15 protein-coding genes are annotated in these 24,490 nt (G+C 64.3%); 13 read left to right on the forward strand and 2 right to left on the reverse strand.

Annotated features, from left to right (window positions below; all coding sequences use genetic code 11):
* The first annotated feature begins 173 nt into the window (after window positions 1-173).
* The 13 genes from AAFH49_RS11155 to AAFH49_RS11215 all read left to right on the forward strand — a co-directional run bounded on the left by AAFH49_RS11155 (window position 174) and on the right by AAFH49_RS11215 (window position 18,295).
* Window positions 174-1,508, forward strand: a complete 1,335-nt coding sequence (locus AAFH49_RS11155) for an O-antigen ligase family protein (RefSeq protein WP_342298128.1) — start codon at window positions 174-176, stop codon at window positions 1,506-1,508.
* Complete coding sequence (locus AAFH49_RS11160; RefSeq protein ID WP_342298130.1) at window positions 1,477-2,517, forward strand: nucleotide-diphospho-sugar transferase; 1,041 nt, start codon at window positions 1,477-1,479, stop codon at window positions 2,515-2,517. The genes AAFH49_RS11155 and AAFH49_RS11160 overlap by 32 nt, the downstream gene beginning before the upstream one ends.
* Window positions 2,514-3,863 (forward strand): glycosyltransferase family 4 protein, encoded by a 1,350-nt coding sequence (locus tag AAFH49_RS11165; protein WP_342298132.1) that lies wholly within the window; start codon window positions 2,514-2,516, stop codon window positions 3,861-3,863. Before AAFH49_RS11160 ends, AAFH49_RS11165 begins: the two co-directional genes overlap by 4 nt.
* 50 nt (window positions 3,864-3,913) lie before the next feature.
* Window positions 3,914-4,753, forward strand: a complete 840-nt coding sequence (locus AAFH49_RS11170; RefSeq protein ID WP_342298134.1) for a glycosyltransferase family 2 protein — start codon at window positions 3,914-3,916, stop codon at window positions 4,751-4,753.
* Between the two features lie 187 nt (window positions 4,754-4,940).
* Window positions 4,941-5,870 (forward strand): alpha-1,2-fucosyltransferase, encoded by a 930-nt coding sequence (locus AAFH49_RS11175; RefSeq protein WP_342298136.1) that lies wholly within the window; start codon window positions 4,941-4,943, stop codon window positions 5,868-5,870.
* Entirely contained in the window at window positions 5,867-7,147 is a 1,281-nt protein-coding gene (locus tag AAFH49_RS11180) for a hypothetical protein (RefSeq protein WP_342298138.1), read from the forward strand. The genes AAFH49_RS11175 and AAFH49_RS11180 overlap by 4 nt, the downstream gene beginning before the upstream one ends.
* A gap of 608 nt (window positions 7,148-7,755) precedes the next feature.
* A complete protein-coding gene (locus AAFH49_RS11185; protein ID WP_342298140.1) occupies window positions 7,756-10,467 on the forward strand; it encodes an Ig-like domain-containing protein in 2,712 nt (903 codons plus the stop codon).
* A gap of 257 nt (window positions 10,468-10,724) precedes the next feature.
* Window positions 10,725-11,840 carry a GDP-mannose 4,6-dehydratase gene (gmd, locus tag AAFH49_RS11190; protein WP_342298141.1) on the forward strand — a complete coding sequence of 372 codons (1,116 nt, stop codon included), beginning with the start codon at window positions 10,725-10,727 and terminating at the stop codon, window positions 11,838-11,840.
* Window positions 11,841-11,898: 58 nt separating this feature from the next.
* The gene (locus AAFH49_RS11195) at window positions 11,899-12,849 is read left to right on the forward strand and encodes a GDP-L-fucose synthase family protein (RefSeq protein WP_342298142.1); all 951 of its coding nucleotides are present in this window, start codon (window positions 11,899-11,901) and stop codon (window positions 12,847-12,849) included.
* A gap of 51 nt (window positions 12,850-12,900) precedes the next feature.
* A complete protein-coding gene (locus AAFH49_RS11200; protein WP_342298144.1) occupies window positions 12,901-14,109 on the forward strand; it encodes a glycosyltransferase family 61 protein in 1,209 nt (402 codons plus the stop codon).
* Between the two features lie 59 nt (window positions 14,110-14,168).
* A complete protein-coding gene (locus tag AAFH49_RS11205) occupies window positions 14,169-15,398 on the forward strand; it encodes a glycosyltransferase family 61 protein (RefSeq protein ID WP_342298146.1) in 1,230 nt (409 codons plus the stop codon).
* 159 nt (window positions 15,399-15,557) lie between these two features.
* Window positions 15,558-16,568, forward strand: a complete 1,011-nt coding sequence (locus AAFH49_RS11210) for a glycosyltransferase family 2 protein (protein ID WP_342298148.1) — start codon at window positions 15,558-15,560, stop codon at window positions 16,566-16,568.
* A gap of 362 nt (window positions 16,569-16,930) precedes the next feature.
* Window positions 16,931-18,295, forward strand: coding sequence for a T9SS type A sorting domain-containing protein (locus AAFH49_RS11215; protein ID WP_342298149.1), 1,365 nt, complete (start codon window positions 16,931-16,933; stop codon window positions 18,293-18,295).
* Window positions 18,296-18,402: 107 nt separating this feature from the next.
* Here AAFH49_RS11215 and AAFH49_RS11220 read toward each other — a convergent pair whose 3' ends face one another.
* Both AAFH49_RS11220 and AAFH49_RS11225 read right to left on the reverse strand, forming a co-directional pair.
* Window positions 18,403-19,854, reverse strand: coding sequence for a T9SS type A sorting domain-containing protein (locus AAFH49_RS11220; protein WP_342298151.1), 1,452 nt, complete (start codon window positions 19,852-19,854; stop codon window positions 18,403-18,405).
* Between the two features lie 190 nt (window positions 19,855-20,044).
* Entirely contained in the window at window positions 20,045-24,487 is a 4,443-nt protein-coding gene (locus tag AAFH49_RS11225) for an InlB B-repeat-containing protein (RefSeq protein WP_342298152.1), read from the reverse strand.
* Window positions 24,488-24,490: the final 3 nt, after the last annotated feature.

Genomic DNA, 24,490 nt, shown 5'->3' on the forward strand with positions numbered 1-24,490 from the left:
TGCTGAGGCTACTCGAAAGAACGTCGAACCAAAAGAACGTCATGCTGAGCGCAGTCGAAGCATCTCTACCTCAATACTAATCCAATTGAAGCAACGAAGCGGTAGAGATGCTTCGGCTGCGCTCAGCATGACGGCCATTGTAGTTGCTAACACCACCCAAACTCCACACCAAAATGAAGCTAAGCCTACGCTTTCTGTACGTGCTGCCGGTGCTGGGGGTGATTATCACCGACCGCGCCTTCACGGAGTTTGCGCTGGCCGATGAGGGCTCGCCGGTGCTGGCGAAGTTCGGACTGCTGCTGCTGGCTACTTCGTGCGGCTTTTCGGTGCTGTACTTCCGGTATATGCAGCCGCTGATGCGGCGCTGGTTTCTGGTGGTGGTGGCGGCGCTGGGCGGGCTGGCGCTGGAGTCGTATGCCGGCTGGGGCTCGTGGGCGGTGTATCCGCACGTGTTTGCCAAGCTATTGATATTAAGCCATGTGTTTGGCCTTTATGCGTTTTACCGCCGGTTTGGGCCGCCGCCATTTGGCCTGCTGATGGGCACCGTGATGCTGGGCCTGCTGGCCGACCTAGCCGTGTACCACCCCGATGCGCTGAGCCTGTCGGCATTTCTGGATAATGAGCGCGGCTTTGCTTCCACTTCGGCCATGATGTTGCTGCTGCCCACGCTCTACTACCTCAACCAGTACCTGACGCGGGGCGGGATGATGCGGCTGCTGCTCTTTTTTATGGGGGCGGCGCTAATTATCTTCCTGCAGCATCGCTCGGTGTGGGTGGCCATGGGCGCGGCGCTGGCCCTGAACGCGGTGCTGCTCATGCTGGGCCGCGTGGAAGGTGCCCGCCTCAGTTCGGCCCGGCTGCTGCCCATGGTGCTGCTGCCGCTGTTCGTCCTGATTTCGGGCGGCCTAGTGGCCCTCAGCGACCCGAAAGTGGTGAAGAAGCTGGAGTCCAGCGTGGGCGACATTCTGCACCCCGACAAGCAGGGCACCGGCAGCTGGCGGCTGAAGCAGTTCGAAGCCTATAAGCCGTATCTGGAAGAATACCCCATTGCCGGCATGCGCCTGAAGGGCTTTGAGCTGCCGGTGCAGTTCTACACCCTGGCCGAGGATGGCGGCGGCCAGGTGCAGGTATGGGCCGATGGCACGGGCCACCATTTCCACAGCTTCTACGTCGACCGGCTGTTCTATTTCGGTATTCTCGGGCTGCTGCTCACGGTGCTGGTGCCGCTGCTGCTGCTGGGCCGCCGCCTGCTGAGCCGCGCCCCACTGCCGCCCACTTCGGCGGTGCTCATCGTGTACAGCATCAGCTCGTTGGTCTACAGCATTTCCTACGATTGGCCGCTGTATTTCTTCGGTCTGCTGGGCCTTTCACTGGCCGCCGCCGCCGAGCCCGGCCGGGTGCCCGTGCCCGCTCCCGCTATCCCGCAGCCTGCCCGCCAGCGCCTGCCTCGCCTCGATTCTCTTGCCACTTCCCGCCATGCCCACGCTCCCAACCTCGCCCGCCCCTGAGCTGGACACGCCCGTGCTGCTCATCGTGTTCAACCGCCCGGAGGCGGCGCGGCGCGTACTGGCGGCCGTGCGCCAGGCCCAGCCCGCCCGCCTCTACGTGGCGGCCGATGGCCCCCGCCCCGGCCGCCCCACCGATGCCGCCCTGTGCAACGAAACCCGTGCCTTAATAGAAGCCGAAGTAAACTGGCCCTGCACGGTCCAGACGCTGTTTCGGGACGACAACCTGGGCTGCGGCCTGGGGCCCGCCACGGCCATCGACTGGTTTTTTCGGCAAGAGCCGGAGGGTATTATTCTCGAAGATGACTGCCTGCCCACGGCCAGTTTTTTCAATTTTTGCGACCAGCTGCTGCGCCGCTACCGCTACGATAGCCGCGTGATGCACATCAGCGGCAACAACCTCTCCCGTGATGCCCGGTGGCCCGTGCCGGCCGAGGCCGATTCCTACCATTTCTCGGGGCGGGTGCACAGCTGGGGCTGGGCCACCTGGCGGCGCGCCTGGCGGCACTTCGATATTCACCTCACCCTGCTCACCGAGCTGCGCCGGCGCGGCGATTTAGATAATATCTACCCCGTCTGGCTGGAGCGCCAGTATTGGCTGCGCAAGTTCGAGGCGGTGCGCCTTGGCCCGCAGCCACCCCACATCTGGGACTACCAGTGGCACTTCGCGGTGGCCTGCAACGGTGGCCTCACCATCATCCCGGCCGTGAACCTGGTCACCAACATCGGCTTCGGCAACGACGCCACCCACACCTTCGACCCCTACGACCAGGATGCTCACCCCGCCGCGCACGAGCTAAATTTTCCGCTGCGCCACCCGCCCACCGTGCTGCGCGATGCCCGCCGCGACGCCCGCCACTTCCGCGAACACCTGGCCGGCCGCGCTTGGGCCACGGTGCGGCGACTAGTGGCCCGGCTGCTCCCGGCGGCTACCCCGCCCGCCCCCTCGTCGCCCAAGCCCGTGGCGTCCCCGCTTGCTCACCCTCACCCCGCTTCTGCATTATCGTCATGAATGTTCTCGTCTCCTCTTATGCCTGCAACCCCGCCCAGGGCGGCGAGTGCGGCAACGGCTTCCACTGGGCCTGGGGCATGGCGCAGCGCGGCCACCGCGTGTGGTGCCTCACCACGCCGTATGGCCGGCTGGGCATCGCCACTTTCCTCGCCAATAATGCCCACGAGGGCGCGGCCGGCCGCATTCAGTTCGTATATCCGAAGGTACCCGGCTGGGTGCAGTTTCTGTATCGCTGGCAGTTTGGGGTGTATCTGCACTACTTCATCTGGCAGTACACGGCCTGGCGGCTGGCCCGGCGGCTCGACCGGGAAGTTGATTTCGACCTGGTGCACCACGCTACCTACAGCAGCCTGAAAATGGGCTCCTGGCTGTGGCGGCTGGGCAAGCCGCTGGTGTACGGTCCGGTGGGCGGCGCGCAGAAAGCCCCCATCGCCTTCCGCCAGTACCTGCCCGACTGGTTCCAGACCGAAACCCTGCGCTCGGCCTTCACCTGGGTGCTCACCACCTTCGACTACAACCTGCGCCAAAACCTGCGCCACGCCGCCCTGGTGCTGGCTTCCAACGACGAATCGGCCAACCTGGCCCGGCGGCTGGGAGCCAAACGGGTAGAGCTTTTCCTCGATACCGGCCTTTCCGAAGCCTTTCGGGCGGCCGAGTTTCCGGCGCGGCCAGCGCGTTCCGTACTGGAGCTGCTGTGGGTGGGCCGGCTCTATCCGAATAAAGCCCTGCCGCTGGTGCTCGATGCGCTTTCGCAGGTCGATAAGCGGGTGCGGTTTCACCTCACCGTGCTGGGCGATGGGCCGATGCGCGACCTCGTGCCCGGCTGGATTGCCCAGTACGGCCTGATGGGCCGCGTGACCTGGCGCGGCAGCGTGCCGTGGGCCGAAGTCCACGCCGCCATGCTCAATAGCGACGTGTTTCTGTTCGGCTCGCTGCGCGATTCGTTCGCCTCGCAATTCATGGAGGCGCTGGCCACGGGCCTGCCCATCATCACGCTCAACCACCAAGGTGCGCGCACCTTTCTGCCCGATGCGGCCGCCATCAAGGTATCGGTCGAGTCGCCGGCCGTGGCCACCGCCGCCATGGCCCGCGCCGTGGAATACGTGTACGACCACCCCGAGGCGCGCCGCGCCATGGGCCGCGCCGGCTACGAATTCGCCCTGCGCCAAACCTGGCCCCAGCGCCTCGACCGCCTCCTGACCATGCTGCACGACCTGAACCTGGCCCCGGCCAAACCCTCCTCCCTGCTGGCCCGGCGGCGCAAGCTGCCGCTCTCGCGCCTGCGCCGCCACAAGCGCCGCCCCGAGGTCGTGCAATCCCACAAACTTTTAACTCCTAACTCTTAACTGCCAACTCTTAACTCCTGCCCTCCATCCTTCCCCTGTAAGCCTTTTTTATGCTGTACGTCGTCATTCCGGTTTTCAACCGCCTGCCCTACACCCGCGCCTGTCTGAACTCGCTTCGACAGCAAACCCGCACCGATTTCCGCGTCGTGGTGGTTGATGACGGCTCTACCGACGGCACGGCCGAGGTGCTGGCCAACGAGTTTCCGGAGGTGGAAGTGGTGACCGGCGACGGCAACCTCTACTGGACGGCCGGCGTGAATGCCGGCATCCGCCGCGCCCTGGCCCTGGGCGCCACCCGCGTGCTCACCATGAACAACGACGTGCTGGCCCTGCCCGATTTCATCGAGCGAATGCTGGCCTACGCCGACCAGCACCCCACCGCCGTGCTGGGTGCGCTGGAGCTCGACGCCGCCACCGGCGAGCCCGTGTACGGCGGCGAGCGCCTGGACTGGAGCACCAACACCCGCCACGACCTGCTCAAGGAGCTCACGCCCGGCGAGCGCCACGGCCTGCACCCCGTCACCTACCTCCCCGGCCGCGGCCTGCTCATTCCGCTGGCCGTCATCGAAGCCATTGGCCTCTTCGATGAAAAGCGCCTGCCGCACTACCTCGCCGATTTCGACTACACCAGCGTGGCCCGCCGCCACGGCTTCCCCGTGTTCTGCAACTACGACGCCCGCCTCAGCACCTACCCCGAAGAAAGCGGCCAGGAGCAAACCCGCCGCCAGCGCAGCCTGCGCGGCTATTTGCAGCACTTATTCGGCATTCGGGGCGGCGGCAACCTGCGCAACTTCACGCATTTCTCCCTCAAAAACTGCCCCCGCCCCTACCTGCCCTACTTCCTGTTGAATGGCTACGCGAGGCGGCTGGCGGGGTATTTCATGCACTAACATAAGCTGTTTAGCTGGCTAAAAAGAACGTCATGCTGAGCGTAGTCGAAGCATCTCTACCTCATAAGTAATCAATGCTGACTCAACGAAGCGGTAGAGATGCTTCGACTACGCTCAGCATGACGGGCCAATGCCCCGACTACTTTCTACTCCCCCTTCCCTTCACCCCCAAATCCTTCCTCCCGCTATGGTTATTCTGACCCAGGACCTCCACGGTTTCGGCAACTGCCTGCTCCTCACCTCGCATTTTTTAGTCAATGCTGTGGAGCACGACTACGAATTGGCCATTCCCGCCTTCAAAAGCTACGCGCCTTATTTTGAAGGCACCGTGGGCCAGCGCGACAGCTTTTTCGGCCGCCTGCCGGTGCGCCTCCACGCCGACCAGCCCGTGCCCGATATGCTGCACCGCGTGCTGCAATGGCGCGTGGGGCCGCCCGTGCTCCTGCGCCTGCCCTGGCTGCCGCGCCTACTGGGTGTGCACCTCGTAGGCGACCTGCCCACCGGCGATGTCGACCTCAACAGCGCCGAATATCTGGCCCAGGCCCACGGCCCGCGCCATCTCATGGTGCACGGCTGGCAATACCGCGACAAGCCCAACTTCGCCCGCCACGGCGACCTGCTGCGGCGCTTCTTCCGGCCCATAAAGCCGCACCGCGATGCCGTGGCCGAAGTGCTGGCCACCAACCGCACCCACGCCGACGTATTGGTGGGCGTACACATCCGGCGGGGCGACTACGCTGGCTGGTACGGCGGGGCCTACCTCTACACCAACGCCACCTACGTGCGGGCCATGCGCGAAATGCGCGCCCTGTTTCCGGCCGATGCGCGGGTACGCTTCCTGTTGTTTTCCAACGAGCCCATCCCCGCCGCGGACTTTGCCGAGTTCGATACCGGCCGCTCCACCGACCACCCGCTGGAAGACCTGTACGCGCTGGCCGGCTGCGACTACATCATCGGCCCGCTGAGCACCTACTCCATGTGGGCTTCCTTCTATGGCCGCGTGCCCCTCTGCCACCTGCACCGCCCCGACCAGCCCATCCAGTCCCTGGCCCAGTTCGTGGTATTTGAAGACCAGGAAACCGTGCGCTGGGAATCGGAAAAAGTGGCACTGGTATGAGCCCGCCCACCTATTGGCCGCGCCCGGCGGCCTACGCCATCATGCTGGCGGCACTGAGCGGCGCGGGCCTCCCGGCGGGCTGCGGACGGCACCCCAGCGGCCCGGCCCAGCTCATCGTCCGCCACGGCGGCACCTATACGGGCACTTTCGGCAGCACCGATTCCAGCTTGCCCTGCGTCAGCATCGAAACCACTGAGCCGGTCACGCTCAGCGGCTGCGTGCTGGCCGGGGCCGGCAACCTGATTGAGGCCACCCGGGGCGGCGCCCAGCTCACCGTGGTGAATTGCCAGGGCTACGGCCTAGCCCAAAGCCTCGATAACATTCGCCACGGGCACTTTCTGGAAGCAAACTCCGCCAAATCCGTGCGCGTCGAGCACAACTATTTTGAGCACACCAGCGGCATCAGCATCTACCAGTGGAGCGGCGACGGCACCCCCGCCCAAACCCTCACCGTGCGCTACAACTCGGCCCGCAACATCGACGGCCGCTACCGCAACGGCGGCAGCACGCCCGTCAATTTCCTGGGCTTGAATGGCCTGCCCAACCTGGCCAACATCGAAGTGGCCTGGAACCAGATTATTAATGACCCCGACCAGTCGCTGGTCGAGGACAACATCAACTTCTTCAACTCGGGCGGCACCCGCACCAGCCCGGCCCGCCTGCACGACAACTACATTCAGGGCGCTTACCCCAGCCCGGCCACCAGCGCCACCTACGCCGGCTCGGGCATCACCCTGGACGGCACCGGCCGCGCCCCCATCACCACCACGGCCTTCGTGGAGGGCTACGACAACCAGCTGGTGAGCACCTGCGCCGCCCTGAATATCGCCTCGGGCCACGACAACCACTTCTACCACAACCGCATCATCACCAGCGGCCTGCTGCCCGACGGCACCCGACTGGTGGCCAACTACGCCGGCATTGGCGTCTGGAATGCCTACAAGCAGCCGCCCACCGTGTTTTTCCACAACCAGGTCAGTAATAACGTGGTGGGCTTCGTGCATTGGGGCGGCAGCACTCCCCTGCCCAACCGTCAGGACCTGAGCCCCGATGCCTGCGCGCCCTGCACCGCCACCACCCACCTACCCAACCCCATCACCCTGCAAACCGAGCAGGCCGAATGGAAGCTATGGCAGCACAAGCTGCGGGCGCAGCGCCTGCACGTAGGCCCGGCCGCCACTCCCGCCCGGCCCCGAATGCGCCTTCAGCAGCCTCCCAGCGTCGATAGCGGGGCCATGCGGAGCATCATGACTTCATTCAGGCCGAAATCATATTGATAGGCAAACTTGAATTAATTCAATTTAAATCAAGTTTTAGCCGTTTTCAACCAAAAATTAAATATTGCATATCTTAAATATAACAACTTATACGCTATTGCACTTTGCGAAGTATTGAAAATTTAATTAATCTCAAATAATTAGCTTAACCAATCATATATATCAGTTACAAAAGCTGATGACGAGCTTTTCCGGCTTGTGATAACGCCGACTTCGGCACCCCAACCCAAAGCCCCCTTAAAGCACATAACAAGCCCCTATTATGTTTAAATGGGCTTTATAAAGGCTGCTTTGATGAAGTTTACCGGCCTGCACACGGCTTGCCAAAGCAGCATTCTCAGCCTGGGAAACCTATCCCGCAGGCGGACCTATGCTAACGAGCAATTTTAAATTGCATTTTATGATATATAACAAATTCTATCAGAAGGCTTGGAACAAATAGATTTTTGGCTGGGTTGAAGGGGCCATTGCCAATCATTTTTTTCGTTTCAAGTTTTTCAAGAATGCAAAAAAATCTCAAGCACACCTTCGCTCTTTCCCCTGTAACACGCCCACTTACTGGCATTCTTTCTGCGGCTATTAGTTGCTTCCTCGCGGTAGCACCGGGTATGAATCCGGCCATGGCGCAGGCCCCCAACGTTACGTATTCCGGCCCGCTCGTTATCACGCAGGGCGGTACTTATACGGGTAACTACCGCAGCACCGACTCTAATGTGCCGGTCATCACGATTCAGACCACGCAGCCCGTCGTTATTGAGAACTGCGTGCTGGCCGGTGCCGGCGACTTGATTGACGCTAAAAACGGCGGCGACAACCTGATTGTGCGCAACAACAAAGGCTACGGCCTGGCCCAGAGCGCCGACAACACCCGCCACGGCCGCTTCCTGGAGGCCAACTCGGCGAAGTCGATTGTGATTGAGCACAACTACTTCGAGCACACCACGGGCATCGACATCTATCAGTGGGGCGGCAACGGCACGGCCTCGCAGACGCTGACCATCCGCTACAACCAATCGAAAAACCTGGACGGCCGCTACCGCAACGGCGGCGGCACCTATTGCAACTTCCTGGGCATGAACGGCGCACTCGGCCTGGTCGGGGCCGAAATTGCCTGGAATGAAGTACTGAACGAGCCCAACCAGTCGCTGGTGGAGGACAACATCAACTTCTACAACTCGTCGGGCACCTCGGGCAGCCCGCTGAAGCTGCACGACAACTACGTGCAGGGCGCCTACCCCTACCCCGCCACGGGGTCGAGCTACACGGGCTCGGGCATCACGATTGACGGCGACGCCCAGTCGGCCAGCGGTGCCACGGCCTTTATTAATGGCTACAACAACCAGCTGGTGAGCACCTGCGCGGCCATGAACATCGCCTCGGGCCACGACAACCACTACTATAATAACCGCATGGTGACCTGCGGCCTGCTGCCCGACGGCTCTAAGATGCCCGCCGGCTACGCCGCCGCCGGCCTCTGGAACGCCTACCAGCAGTCGGGTTCGGTGTTCTTCAACAACGATATGACCAATAACTTCATTGGTTTCTTCTACCAGGGCGGCAACACGCCCTACACCAACCGCCAGGACACCAGCCCCGGCGCCTGCCCCACCTGCACGAGCACCACGCACATTCCTGACCGTCCGCTGACGCTGGCCGATGAGCAGGCCGAATGGACGCTCTGGCAGCAGAAACTGTCGCAGAACGGCATCACCCTTGGCGTGGGCGGCACCAGCGGCGGCGGCGGCACTACTACGCCTACCACGCCCAGCGCCCCCACCGTTAGCCTGAGCGTGCCCAGCACCGGCACCGTAGGCACGGCCCTGAACATGACGGCTACCGCCGCTTCCACCAACGGCACCATCACCACGGTGGAATTCTTCAACGGCGCTACTAAAATCGGTGAAGACCTGACGGCTCCTTATTCCTTTAGCTACACGCCCACGGCGGCTGGCACGCTGAGCCTCACGGCCCGCGCCACCAACAACGCCGGCGCCGCTACTTCGACGGCCGTTTCTTCGGTAACCGTGACGGCCCCGACCACGACTACGCCGCCCACCACGGGCACCGGCACTACGCCGACCAACGCCACCTTCGTGCGGGCCATTAACGTAGGCGGCACCGCCACCACCATCGATGGCCTGAGCTTTGAAGACGGCAACAGCGCCGCTAACTTCCAAATCAACGGCTCGCCCTTCTCGAACCAGAGCGTGACGCTGAACCCGGCCACCGACGCCGCCCGCGCGGCCATGATTCGTGCTTCGGTGTATGACCCCAACATCAGCGCGGCGGTGAGCGGCGTGGCCAGCGGCACCTACAGCGTGTACCTCTACATGTGGGAAGATAACAACCCCGTGACCCTGAACATCACCCTCGAAGGCCAGACCGTGCAGTCGAACTACAGCAGCGGCTCGGCCGGCCACTGGGACCGCCTCGGCCCCTTCACGGCCAACGTGACCGATGGCACCATCAACATCGGGACGGTGAGCTCGAACAACAACAACCTGTCGGGCATCGAAATCTGGAAGCAGAACTCGGGCACTACCACGCCGACTACGCCCAGCGCCCCCACCGTTAGCCTGAGCGCCCCGAGCACCGGCACCGTGGGCACGGCCCTGAACCTGACGGCCTCGGCCGCCTCGACCAACGGCACCATCACGAAAGTGGAGTTCTTCAATGGGGTGACTAAACTCGGCGAAGACCTGACGGCTCCTTACACCTTCAGCTACACGCCCACCACGGCCGGCACGCTGAGCCTCACGGCCCGCGCTACCAACAACGCCGCTGTTGCCACGACTTCGGCCGCCGTTAGCGTGACCGTAACGGCCCCCACGACCACCACACCGCCCACCACCACCGCGCCCACCTTCGTTCGGGCCGTGAACCTGGGCGGCGGAGCCATCACCCTCGACGGCAATAGCTGGGCCGCCAGCTCGGGCGCAGCTAACTTCCGCGCCACCGGCCTCACCGCCTTCTCGAACCAGAACGTGACCCTGACCCCCACCACCGATGCCACCCGCGCCAGCATGATTCGCTCGTCGATGTACGGCAGCAGCACCGGCCTGGCCCTGAGCGGCGTAACCAGCGGCACCTACAGCGTGTACCTCTACGTGTGGGAGGATAACAACGCGGAAACCTTCAACATCTCGCTCGAAGGCAAAACCGTACTGAGCGGCTACAACAGCGGCTCGGCCGGCCACTGGGACCGCCTCGGCCCCTTCACGGCCAACGTGACCGATGGCACCGTGAACGTGGGTACCACCGGCGGCATGGCCAACATCTCGGGCATCGAGCTCTGGAAGCAAGCCACCCCGCTGCCCTAGTATCTTCTCTAAATGCGCGACGCGCACCTGCTCAAAAGCCTGGCCCCTGCGGCCAGGCTTTTTTGGTTTCGGGAAGAGGGTGGGTTTTATAGTCGGTGCTACAACAGCTCCTCGGTAGAATAACAGGTTTTTCTTGTCGGAAAAATAAATTAATGAATGAACAATATATGAATGTTGATATAAATCACTATCTTGCTATCACCTACTCTATCCGGGGTGCCTGACAGTCATTTCTCACCTCATTTTCACTACTGCTTATGAAATGCGCATTAATTACTGGAATTACGGGCCAGGACGGGGCCTACCTCGCCGAGCTGCTGCTGAGTAAAGGGTACGAAGTACACGGCATCAAGCGCCGCTCGTCGATGTTCAATACCGACCGCATCGACCACCTGTACCAGGATTTGCACGAGAAAGACGTGCGCTTCAAGCTGCACTACGGCGACTTGTCCGATGCGACAAATCTGATTAGAATCGTGCAGGAAGTGCAGCCCGATGAGATTTACAACCTCGGGGCCATGTCGCACGTCAAGGTTTCGTTCGACACGCCCGAGTACGCGGCTGATGTGGACGGCCTGGGCACGCTGCGCCTGCTGGAGGCCATCCGCATTCTGGGCCTGGGCAAGAAAACCCGGCTCTATCAGGCCAGCACTTCGGAGCTGTACGGGCTGGTGCAGGAGGTGCCGCAGCGCGAAAGCACACCCTTTTACCCCCGCTCGCCCTACGCCGTAGCCAAGCTCTACGCCTACTGGATTACGGTGAACTACCGCGAGGCCTACGGCCTGTATGCCTGCAACGGCATCCTGTTCAACCACGAAAGCCCGCGCCGGGGCGAAACCTTCGTCACCCGCAAGATTACGCGGGCCGTGGTGCGCATTGCGCTGGGTTTGCAGGACCGTCTCTACCTGGGCAACCTGGACGCCAAGCGCGACTGGGGCCACGCCAAAGACTACGTGGAGGCCATGTGGCGGATGTTGCAGCAGGACGAGCCGCGCGACTACGTCATTGCCACCGGCGTGACGACTAAAGTGCGCGATTTTGTGCGCCTGGCCTTTGCCGAGCTGGGCATCGAAGTAGACTTTGCGGGCGAGGGCGTGGCCGAAGTGGGCTTCGTGCGGGCCTGCCACAACCCCGATTTCCAGCTGCGGACCGGCCAGCAGGTGGTGGCCGTGGACGCGGCTTACTTCCGCCCCACGGAGGTGGAATTGCTCATCGGCGACCCCAGCCGGGCGCGGGCCGAGCTGGGCTGGGTGCCCAAGTACGACCTGGCCGGCTTGGTGAGCGACATGGTGCAGAGCGACCTGACCCTGTTCCGGCGCGATACCGTGCTGCTCGAAGCCGGCCACACCGTGCTCAGCTACCACGACGAATAGCCGGCCCCGGGCACCCGCTGCCGCGCCATTCCACCGTTTCGCTTTCGCTTTTTTACTCATGGAAAAGAATTCCAGCATCTTCATCGCGGGCCACCGGGGCATGGTGGGCTCGGCCTTACTGCGCGAGCTCACGCGCCGGGGCTACACCAACCTCATCACCCGCACGTCGGCCCAGCTCGACCTGACCAACCAGGCGGCCGTGGGCCGGTTTTTTGCCGAAACCCGGCCCGAATACGTGCTGCTGGCCGCCGCCAAGGTGGGCGGCATCCACGCCAACAACACCCTGCGGGCCGATTTTATCTATGAAAATCTGATGATTACGGCCAACGTGCTGCACGAAAGCCAACGCTGCGGCGTGCGCAAGCTGCTGTACTTGGGCTCGTCGTGCATCTACCCCAAGCTGGCCCCGCAGCCCATTCGGGAGGAATACATCCTCACCGGCCCGCTGGAGCACACCAATGAGCCCTACGCCATTTCCAAAATCGCGGGCGTGAAGATGTGCGAGGCCTACCGCGACCAGTACGGCTGCAACTTCATCACGGTGATGCCCACCAACCTCTACGGCCCCAACGACAACTACGACCTGGAAAGCTCGCACGTAATGGCCGCTTTGCTGCGCAAGTTTGAGGAAGCCGTGCAGCACAACCGGCCCCGCGTGGACGTGTGGGGCACCGGCACCCCGCGCCGCGAGTTTCTGCACGTCGACGACCTGGCCGAGGCCTGCCTCTACCTGATGGACCACTACGACGAAGCCGCCCCCGTGAACGTGGGCACCGGCCAAGACCTGTCCATCCGCGAGTTAGCCGAGCTGATTGCCGAGCTCACCGGCTTCGCGGGCGAAATCCACTTCGACTTCTCGCGGCCCGACGGCACCATGCGCAAGGTGCTTGATGTGAGCCGGATACACGCACTGGGTTGGCGCCACCGCCTCTCGCTGAAAGCCGGCCTGCGCCAGGTCCTGGCCTCGGCCGAGTGGCAGGCCGCCGGGCAGGGCCAACCCGTGGAGTAGCACGGCCGCCACGCCCTCATTCTTCGCTTTTACCCTTTTTCTGCTGTGAAAATGCCTGACATTCTGAACCGGGGGCGGCAGCGGGCGGGCCGCCTGCTGCGCGAGCTATTGCCCCGCCGCCAGCACTACCGCCCTGTGGGTGTGCATACCAGCAGCCGGGGGTTGGCCGCGTGCCCCGGCAGCGGGGCTAGCTACACCGAGGCCTACCCCGCGCAGGTGTCGTACCTGAACGTGACGCCCGACCTCTACGCCCACACCACCGACTACGGCGGCCTGCACGCCAAGCCCAACCGCGTGGAGAAGGCCCCGGCCGCCTTCGTGCTAAGTCTGGTGGAGGGCCGCCTGCTGGCCGACAACGCCCTGAGCGTGGCCGTCATCAGCCCCGACAACCGGCTGGTGGGCGATGCCTCGTTTCAATACGATGCGCAACGCTCAGACCTGGCCCGGCCGGAGGAAAACAACGTGTTTGTCCAGCGCTGGTTCTCGGAGCCCCAGCGGGTGCGCGGCACGGTGGCCAGCCTGCTGTCGGGCGGCGGGGCGGCGGTGGGCAACTATTACCACTGGCTGATTGACTCGCTGCCGCGCCTGCATCTGCTCAAAAAAGCGGGTTTGTGGGATGAAATCGACTATTTCCTGGTGTATGATGGACAGCGGCGCTTCGTGGCCGACTCGCTCCGTGCCCTGGGCATCCGGCCCGAGCAGGTACTCGACCTGCGCACTCACCGCCACCTCGTGGCCGACCGCCTGCTGGTAACCTCGCCGGTGCGCGGCGCGGGCACCCACACCCCCCAATGGGCCTGCGCCTTCCTGCGCGACGAGCTGCGCGCCGCCGCCGCCCCTCAAACCTTCAGCCCCTACGTGTACCTGAGCCGACGCGACGCCCCCGCCCGCCACGTCCTCAACGAGCCCGATGTGGAAGCCCTGCTGCGGCCCTACGGCTTCGAGACGCACGTGCTGAGCGACTACAGCTTTGAGCAGCAGCTGGCGCTGTTTGCCGGGGCACGGGCCGTGGTAGCGCCCACCGGCGCGGGCCTGGCCAACCTGGTGTTTGCCCCGGCCGGGACGCCGGTAGTCGAGCTGTTTCCCAAGCACTTCACGGTGGTGGAATACCCCGAGCTGTGCTACCGCCTGGGCCTGCGCCACCGCTATCTGGTAGCCGATGCCGCCGATGGCCCCATCACCTCCCGCCGCGCCGGCTGGCGCGAAAACCTCACCGTGGACCTCAACGCGCTCAGCAGCTGCCTGCACCAGGTATTGTGATACCCGACCGACCACCATCATCCGGGCCTTCCCCCTCCCACCAGCAAACTCATCTGACCATGCAAGACCTCATTACCCGTGCCCAACGACGCACCGGCCGGCTGTTGCGCGACCTGGTGCCGCACCACGAGCACCTGCGCCCCATCGGCGTGCACCCCACCGCCAAAGCCCTGGCCAACCAGCCCGGCAGCGGCGCGCACTACGTGGAAGTGTACCCCGCCTACACCTCGCACCTCACCGTGCCCGACGAGTTTGTATCATTAGCCCCGGCCTACTACGACCGCATTGCCGAGCAGGAGGAAGTGGCCGCCGCCTTTGTGCTGCTGCTGCCCAACGCTCGCATCAACGCCGATAATTTCGGCACCATCGCCGTGGTCGCGGCCGATAACCACCTGGTGGGCGATGTGTCGCTGCAATTCTCGGCGGGCAATTTCGCAGTGGCCCCGCCGGCCGAAAACCCCATTTTCCGGCAGCGGTATTTTCGGTCGCCGGGCCAGGTGTCGGGCACGGTGTGCAGCCTGCTTTCGGGCGGCGGCGCGGCCATGGGCAACTATTACCACTGGCTCCTCGACTCGCTGCCCCGTCTGCATTTGGTGGAGGAAGCCGGCCTGTGGGATGAAGTCGACTACTTCCTGATTTATAGCCGCGAGCAGCACTTTGTGATGGAAACGCTGCTGGCCCTGGGCATTCGCAGCGAGCAGATTATCGACCTGCAAACCACCACGCACCTGCGCGCCCAGCGGCTGCTGCTCACCTCGCCGGTGCGGGGCACCGGCCGCCACGCCCCGCGCTGGGCCGGCGAGTTTATGAAGGACGCCTTCCGGCCCCTAGCGGCCGCGGCGGCTCGCGCCACCCGCTTCAGCCCGCTGGTATATGTGAGCCGGCGCGATGCCGCCTTCCGGCGGGTGCGCAACGAGGCTGAGGTGGAAGCCCTGCTGGCTGAATATGGCTTCGAAAGCTACGCCCTCACCGAGCTTAGCTTCCGCGAGAAAGCGGCCCTGTTTTCCGGGGCGCGGGCGGTGGTGGGGCCGGTGGGCGCGGGGCTGGTCAACATCATGTTTTGCGCCGAGGGCACGCCGCTCATCGAGCTGTTGCCCCGCAACCTGGTGGTGCCCGATTACCTCGACCTCACCGCCCGCCTGGGCATGCCGCACTACCCCATCATTTGCGCCCTGGAATCGGCCTCGGCCCAGCGCGCCACCGCCGACCGCCAGGACGACCTCACCGTGGACCTGACGGCCCTGCGCCAAGCCGTGGAAATAGCCCTGCGTCAGCCGGTTAGTGCGTGAGGGAGTAAAATTTTAGAGTGTAAAAACCGGTCATGCTGAGCGCAGCCGAAGCATCTCTACCGCTTCGTTGCAGTCGTCATTGATTACTGGCGCGGAAGAGATGCTTCGGCTGCGTTCAGCATGACGTTCTGGATAACAGTACAAACCTCCCCTACCGCCATGCCTTCCGTTCTGATTTCCGTCGTCAGCTGGAATAGCGCCGACGTCATCGAAGCCTGCCTGCGCTCGATACTGGCCCAAACGTATGCCGACTTTGAGGTGTGGGTGGTGGATAACGCCTCGGCCGACGACACCTGCGCCCGCGTGGCCGCCCTGGCCGCCACCGATGCCCGCGTGCGCCTGCACCCGCTGCCGCGCAACACCGGCTTCTGCGGCGGCCACAACTACACCCTCGACCGCACCACCTCGGAGGCTGTGCTGCTGGTGAACCCCGACATCGAAATGGCCGTGAACTACCTGGGCCGGGCCATGACCACGCTGCGCGCCCACCCCAGTGCCGGCACGGTGTGCGGCCTGCTGCTGCAAAGCCCCGGGGCCGCCCCACGCATCGACAGCACCGGGCTGGAGGCCCTGCCCGACGGCCGCTTTCGGCTGCGCCACCACGGCCACCTGCTGGCCGAAACGCCCCTCATTGCCGGCCCGGTGGATGGGGCCGATGGTGCGCTGCCGCTCTACCGCCGCGCTTTTATCGATGATTTGCGGGTGGATGGGCAGTTTTTCGACGAGCGTTTTTTTGCCCACAAGGAGGACTGGGACATTGCCTGGCGCGGCCGCCTCTACGGCTGGAGCACCTGGTTTGAGCCCGCCTGCCGGGCCCTGCACCCGCGCGAGTTCCGCCCCGCCGACCTGCGCCGCCGCCTGCGCCTGAACGGCACCATCAAGGCCGATGCCGTGAAAAACCAGTGGCTGCTGCTGCTCAAGAACCCGCCGGCGCGGCAGCTACCGGGCCAGTGGCTGCGGGCGCTGCCCCGGCAGCTGGGCATTTTGCTCTACTGCCTGCTGCTGGAGCGGCCCTCGCTGCGGGCCTACCGCTACGTGTGGCAGCACCGGCGCGGCATCTGGGCCACGCGGGCGCTCATTCAGGCGCGGGCGGCACAGCCGAGGCCGGCGGCAACTCAGGCCCCGGCGGTATCCCGGCGGGCGGCGAACACGCCGGTCACTACTGCCTAGTAGCGGCTGGAACAACCATCTTACATCTTAGCACGGGTTAGAACAGTGTTTATCACGGCAACTTATCAGTACTTCCGTGCTGATAAGTTGCCGTGTGCTCTTGCGCTCTTGCATCGCCGGCGTGGACCGCCGCCCGAGCTACCGTGTAGTTAGGGTTCTGGCAGGCAGCACACTACTGTTGGGCTATTTTATCTCAAAAGTTTGCAATAAATATACAATAAGCAGAACCTCGAACTTAGAAAGTTTATATTTATTAATTAATTATATATATTATATTTGCAATAACTCATCCACGCATACTCTTTCTGGATGCCAGTGTCTGGGTGAGCCGGTTAAGTATCCACTTTCAACGTCTCCCTGTCATGAAAATCAAGGTCTACTTATCGCTATTAATCAGCCTGTTTGCCTGGGTTACACCGTTGCTCCCTACTTGGGTAGCAGGCACCGGCACTACGGCCAGAGCTGCCTCCATCGTCAGCTTCACCCTGATAAATGCCGACACCGACCAGGACCTATTCATCATGACGCCGGGCATGGTGATAGACCTGGCCACGCTGCCCACCCGCAACCTGAACATCCGGGCCAATACCGACCTACTCCCGGTTGACAGCGTGGTGTTTAACCTAAGCGGTGCGCAGACACGAAATAGCACGGAAAGAATTGCGCCTTATGCCTTGTTCAGCGATTTCCAGGGTGATTATTTTCCGTGGGTGCCCCCCTTGGGCAGCTACTCCCTGCTGGGTACGCCCTACTCCCCTGGGGGCGCATCGGGCGCGCCCCTCACGCTCAGCTTTTCGTTTGTCAACTCGGTGGGCGGCGTAAGCAGCTTTTCCCTGGTCAATGCCGACACTAATCTCGACATACAGGTAATGGTACCCGGCATGACCCTGATTCTGAATGGCCTGCCCACCCAGCACCTGAACATTCGGGCCAACACCACCCCCGCCACGGTGGGCAGCGTGGTGTTTGAACTAAGCGGCCCACAGGTGCAATCCACTGTGGAAAACCTGCCTCCTTATGCCCTGTTCAGCGACCTGAACGGGGCCTACAACTCCTGGACACCGCTGGGCGGGACGTACACGCTTACGGCCACACCATTTGACGCACCCCAGGGCGGTGGAACGGCAGGCTCGCCCCTGACCATCAGCTTCGTGGTGGTGGCCCCGCCGCTGCCGGTGCGGCTCACGGCGTTTCTGGCCGAGCCGCTGGGGGCTGGCGCGGTGCAGCTGCGCTGGAACACGGCCACCGAGGAGCAGAACAAGGAATTTGTGGTGCAGCGCAGCACCGATGGGCGCGAATTCACTTCGGTGGCCCACCTGCCCGGGCACGGCAACACCACGCTGGCGCAGGCCTACCAATACGTCGACAAACAGCTGCCCGCCAACCTGAGCAAGCTGTATTACCGGCTGCAACAGGTGGATGTGGACGGCACGAGCACCTATTCGCTGGTGCGCGTGGTGACCGTGGTGCCCGGCGCGGCCCCGGCCCTGCTCCTGGCCTACGTGCCCACGCCGGGCGATGGCCTGCTGCACTACACCTTTGCCGGCCCGGCCACCGGCACCGAGGAGCTGGAGCTGTATTCCATCATGGGGCAGCGGCTGGGACGGTATCCGCTGGCGGCCTCGGGCAGCGGCACGGTGCCGGTGGCCGGGCTGGCGGCCGGCACCTACGTGCTGCACCTCGTGAATGCGGGCGGCCGCTACGCGGGGCGCTTCGTGCTGCCGTAGCGGCGTTTGAAGAACAAAAATTCAGGCCGTCATGCTTCGACTTCGCTCAGCATGACGGCCTTCTTATTCCTTATTCTCCATTCCCTCATCCTATCCCCATCCTCAACCTACTCCCGCACAAACGTGCGGCGCACGCGCCCGATGGCCGTTTCCAGCTCCAGCTGGTAGAGGCCGCCGGGCAGGCCGGCCAGCTCCACGGTGGCCTGCCCGCCGGGCATGGAGCCCTGCCGCAATAGCTGGCCGAGGGAGTTGCGCACGCGGTAGGCCGTGGCAGCCGCCCCCGCGATGAAAAGCTGCTCCCGGGCCGGATTGGGATAGAGCGACACCGGCGCGACCACCGGCCCTACCGCCGTCACCGGCGAGAAGGTAGCCGCGCCGCTCACATCCACCTGCCGCAGGCGGTAGTAGAGCGCCGCCGACGGGGCCAGGGCATCGAAAAACGCGTAGCTGGTGGGCTGGGAAGAATTGCCGCTTCCCGGCACGGTGGCGATGGTGGCAAAGGCCCCGCCATCGGGGCTGCGCTGCACGTCGAAACGGGCATTTTGCAGCTCGGTGGCGGTGGCCCAGCGCAGGCGCACGCCGGCTGCTTGGCGCTGGGCGGCAAACGCGGTGAGCACCACGGGGAGCGCCACGCCGGGCATAAATACCTGCTGAAATGCAACCTGCTGCAAGGCCACGGCGGTGGGGCCGGTGATGTCGAGGGCCACGGCGGCCTGCTCGGCGGGGCCCAGGGTGCGCGGGTCGATGTCGGTGAGCTGGGCGAACAGGACGCAGGCGGCCAGGTACGAGCCCCACTTGCTGGCGTGGAGGTTATCGCCCCCCCACAGGTTGAGTTGGGTGGCGCTGGGGTTGTTGTAAGGGTCGCGCACGGCGAGGCCGGCCTGCATGGCCCGCAGCCAGGCATCGCCCACAGGGGCCACGGCGGCGATGCGGGCGTTGTGGGTGGCCAGGTAGCCGTAGGTTCGGCGCAGGTCGCGCATCATGGTATCGATGGGCAGGCCGGAGTAGGGCTGGCCGGTGGGGTAGGTCATGTCGGCCCGGGGCCAGGTCTGGAACAGGTAGACGCGGGCGGCGGGGCTGCTGGCGTGCACGGCCTGTTCGAGGCGGGTGGCATAGGTCAGAAAATCGGCAGGCTGGCCGGTGCGGGCCACGGGCAGGGGCTGGGTGCTGTTTTCCTGGAGCACCACCTGGTCCCAAGGGCCCTGCTGCACCACGGGCAGGGCGTTGGTGTAGTGGTAGGCCAGCGTGGCCGCGCTCACTACTTCGACGTGCACATCATAGGCCCGGCCGGTCTGGTCGGCCATTTTCTTGAAGATGCCCGGCACGCCGCCCCAGGGGCCGGGCATGGTGGGGTCGGTCTGGTAGCGGGGACTGCCGGGCGGCAGGCCGTAGTTTTCGTCGGTGATGCCGGCGGCGTTATAGTTCAGCACCGGCGTGTACTTGCCATTTGTGAAGCTGTTGCCGATGAATAGAATGCGTATTTGCGCGGCAGCCGGCCCCGCCAGCAGCCAAACCCAGCAGCAGCTCAATAGTCGGAAAAAATGTAAGTGGTGCACCATACCGGAAGCCTGAAAAGCAAGAGATAAACGGGTCGGAAAAAGCCCTCGCGGACCGGTCCGGGCCACGAGGGGAAAGCCTATTCAACCAGCCGCCCTGTCATTCCGACGCAGGAGGAATCTGAGGAAATTCGCCTAACGGTTTTCCTCAGACTCCTCCTGCGTCGGAATGACAGGGCGGCTCACTCAGCCCCTACTGGCGCAGCAGCTTGAGCCGGGCGGCAGCGTGGTCGTTTTCGAGCAGCAGATAATAGAGCCCGGCCGCGTTGATTTCATGCGAGAAATCGAGGCGCTGCACCGGGGCATCGGCCGGGAGGGTGCCGGTGGCCACGGTGGCCCCCAGCGCCGTGAGCAGGCGGTAGCGCACCGCGCCCTGCAAGGCATCGGGCAGGCGCAGGGAGTAGCGGCCGTCGGCGGAGGGGTTGGGGTAGGCGGCGGCCTGACTCAGGCTTGCCTTGGTGGACGAGGCCGCTGTCGCGGCCGCCACGCGGGCCGCCTGGTTGGTCACCGTGAAGCTGATGCTGAGCGGAGTCCCGGCCGTGCCGCCATTGTCGGCGGCGGAGTAGGGCGTGGCGGTGAGGGTGTAGCTGCCCAGGGCAATGGCCGGGCTCCAGGGGTTGAAGTCGCCGTTGGAATCGGCAAACAGGGCGTAGGGAGCCAGGTTTTCATTGTGATTGACGGACTGCGTCCCGCTCAGCACGAAGAGCACGCTGCCCACCGTGGCCGGGCTGGTGATGGCCCGGATGGTGAGGTTGGGCGTGGGCAGGGTGGCCAGGTTCAGCACCGCACCCGTGGCCAGAGGTTGCAGGTCGAGGTCGGTGTCGGCATTCACCAGCACCAGACTTGTCACCTGCTGGCCGCTGGCCGTGAAGGTGGCGGTGATGGATTTGTTGGCCGTCATCGTGACGGTGAGCGGGTTGGTGGTGCCCGTGGCCGCGCCGCTCCAGCCCGAGAAGGTATAGCCAGCGGCGGGCGTGGCCGTCAGCGTCACGCTCGTGCCGCTGAGGTAGCTGGTCTGGTTCGGGCTTTTTGTCACCGTGCCGCTGCCCGTCACGGCCGTGGTGAGGGTGTAGGAGGTCGTCGTTGCCACGAAGGTGGCCGTGATGCTTTTGTTCGCATTCATCGTCACCGTGAGCGGGTTGGTGGTGCCGGTGGCGGCCCCGCTCCAGCCATTGAACTTGTAGCCTGACGCCGGGGTGGCCTGGAGGCTGACCGTGGTGCCACTGGCGTAGCTGGTCTGGTTGGGCGTTTTGGTTACGCTGCCGCTGCCGCTGGTGCTCACCGTGAGCGTGTAGGTAGTGGTGGCGGTGAAGGTGGCGGTGATGGATTTGTTGGCCGTCATCGTGACGGTGAGCGGGTTGGTGGTGCCGCTGGCATCGCCGCTCCAGCCCGTGAAGGCGTAGCCGGCAGCCGGCGCGGCCGTCAGGGTCACGGTGCTGCCGCTGGCGTAGGTGGCGGTGTTCGGGTTTTTGGTCACCGTGCCGCTGCCCACCACGGCCGTGGTGAGGGTGTAGGTGGTGGCGGCCTGGTCAATCACGCTGAAGGCCAGCGTGAGCGGCGTGCCGGCCGTGCCACCACCCCCGGCCCCCGTGAAGGGCGTGGCCGTGAGCGAGTAGCTGCCCACCACCGGCGTCCAGGGGTTGTAGGCCCCGCCATTGTCCGAAAACAGCGCGTAGGGCGCTACCGACTCGGTCTGGCTCCGGGTTTGGGCTCCGCTCAGGGCAAAGACCACGCTGCCCACGGTGCTGGGGTTAGTGTTGGCCCGGATGTTCAGGTTGCGGGTGGGCAGGGTGGCCAGGTTCAGCGTCATGCCGGCCGTCAGGGTCTGGATGTCGGCGTTGCTGTCGGCACTTACCAGCGTGTAGCTCGTGACCTGCTGCGTGGAAGTAGAAGTGAAGGTGGCCGTGATGTTCTTATTGGCATTCATGGTCACCGTGAGCGGGTTGGTGGTGCCCGTGGCCCCGCCGCTCCAACCCGTGAAGGCGAAGCCCGCCGCCGGCGTGGCCGTGAGCGTCACGGTGCTGCCGTTGGCGTAGGTGGCCTGGTCCGGGCTTTTGGCAATGGTGCCGCTGCCAAACACGGCCGTGGTGAGCGTGAACGGCCCCGGCGTGCCGGTATCCGTCACCGAAAAGCTGATGGACAGCGCCGCGCCCGGCGTGCCCGTGCCGCCGCTGCCCGAGTAGGGCGTGGCCAGCAGCGAATAGTTGCCCACGGGCGGCGTCCAGGGGTTGTAATCGCCGCCATTGTCCGAAAACAGCGCGTAGGGCGCTACCGATTCGGTCTGGCTGCGGGATTGGGCTCCGCTCAGGGCAAAGACCACGCTGCCGGTGGTGCTGGCATTGGCATTAGCCCGGATGTTGAGGTTGCGGGTGGGCAGGGTGGCCAGGTTCAGAATAGCCCCGTTGGTGAGGGCCTGAATGTCCACGTCGGCATCGGCATCCACGAGCGTGAAGCTGGTGGCGTTGCAGTCGGGGTCGAGGCGCACTTCCCGGGTGGTGGCCAGGCCGCCGGCATCGGTCACGGTGAGCACGATGCGATAGTAGTAGGTTTCGGCCCCGCAGCCGTAGGGCACGATGGTAGTGCTGGTTTGGCGGGTGGTGTCCACGGGGTCGGGGTGCTCGTGGCTGGCGTGGTGCAATATGGTCTGCCACTGGTAGCTGAGCAGGTGGCCGCTCTGCTCGGCATCGGTCACGGTGGCCCGCAGCTGGTAGGTGGTGTTGCTGGTGAGCGGGTACAGCGTGCCGGCGGCCGGGCTGGTGATGGTGACCTGCGGCGGCGTGTTATTCACCGAAATCAGCAGCGTGGTCTGGTTGCTCAGGCCCTGGGCATTGGTCACGGTGAGCTTCACGGTGTATTGCGTGACGGCCGAGGTGGGCGGCGAAAACGTGTGGCTGGGGTTGGCCGCCGAGCTGGTGGCGGTGCCATCGCCAAAATCCCAGCGGTAAGTCAGCGCGCTGCCGTTGGGGTCGGTCGAGTTGCTGCCCGTGAACTGCACCGCGAGCGGGCCGGGGCCGTAGGTTTTGTTGGCAGTAGCCACCGCCACCGGCGGGCTGGCCGTGGTCACGTAGCTGATTTTGCGGATTTCCGAAGGGTAAAAATTGACGTAGAACAAGCCCGTTTCGCCGGGGCTGGTGGCGAAGGCCACCGGCACGGCCCCACTGGGCACGAAGTCGCCCACCGCGCTGGGCTGGTTGCTGCTGTTCACGGTCAGGTTTTTAATCCAGCCGCCCACGTAATCGCCAAAAAAATAGGTATTCCGGTACTGCAGCGGGAAATCGGTGTAAGGATAAAACACCCCGCCCGTAGACGCGCTGCCCCCAAACTGCGAGCCCGTCACCGGCGAGCCGGCCGCGCCAAGATTGGCCGTAGTAGCCGTGCTGCCGCTGAACGTGCCCGTGCGCGACGGCCCCGTGCCGTGCCCCCAATCAATGAGCGGCCGGACGTGCACGAAGGTGGGAATGCTGCTCGGCACGGTCTGGCCCGTATTGCAGGAGTTGGGGAACGTGGCCGTGCCCGTGGGCGTGGCCTGCTTGATAAGGTCCTGGAAATAGAAAAACTGCTTGGTGCAGCCGCCCACGTTGTAGAGCGGGTTGGGCGCGTCGCGGTTGTACACGTTCGAGGTGGTGAAGGCGTCGTAGGGCGTGAGGCCTTCGAACAAGGGCCAGCCAAAATTCTGGCGCGGGCCGGTCACCACGTCCACTTCCTCCCAGCTGGCCGCGCCCACGTCGCCCAGGTAAATGGTGCCGGGGCTGCCCACCGAGGGGTCGGTGCTGCCGGTGCCAGGCTTCAGCGTCATCCGAAACGGGTTGCGGAAGCCCAGCGCCCACACTTTGGAGCGGGGCGCACCGGGGTTGGCCGCGTCGTAATACGGGTTGCTGGCGATGCCATTGCCGTTGCTGGGGTCGATGCGCAGGATTTTGCCGTTGTAGCAATCCACGAGTTGCGAGCGCAGCGAACCCACGTCCTCCTTCGCTTTGATGATGCCATCGGCCAGGGCCTGGGGCGCGTAGGTGGCCGTCCAGGCCCCGAAATCGGGGTACGGGTGGGCGCCGTCGCCGGTGGCTACCAGCAGCGTGCCATCGGTGCCGAACTGCAGGGCCGCCGTGACGTGGCCGTTGAAGGTGGACGGGATGCCGTTGGTTTTGCTCGACCCAATCAGGATTTTGCGGCTGGCGGGGTTCACCGTGTAGCTCGTGCCGCTGGGCGTGGCCGTGTAGCGCGTGAGCCGCCCAATGGTGGCGCTATAGTAGTCGTTGGTGGTAGAGCTGTAGCTGGCCGTGCCGAAGTTCATGAGGTAGTGCCGGTCCACCACGTAGAGCAGGTACATGTAGCCGTTGGTGTCGAAGTTGGGGTCGAGCGCGAAGCCCAGCAGGCCCTGGTCTTCCCAAGCCCCCACCTCTTCGGTGATGTCGAGCAGCTGCTGGCGCTGGCCGTTCACCACCACCCACACTTTGCCGGGCCGCTCCCAGACAAACATTTTGCTGCCGCTGCTATTGAAAGTCAGCCCCACCGCCTCGTTCCAGCCCGAGGATACGGTGGTGGACGTGAAGCCCGCGGGAGGCGTCTGGGCCTGCACCCGGCCGCAACAGCAAGCCAGCAAAAACGCCAGCAGGAAACAGGTTAGCGAAGATTTCATGGG

The organism is Hymenobacter segetis, from assembly GCF_038448715.1.
GTDB classification, from domain to species: domain Bacteria; phylum Bacteroidota; class Bacteroidia; order Cytophagales; family Hymenobacteraceae; genus Hymenobacter; species Hymenobacter segetis.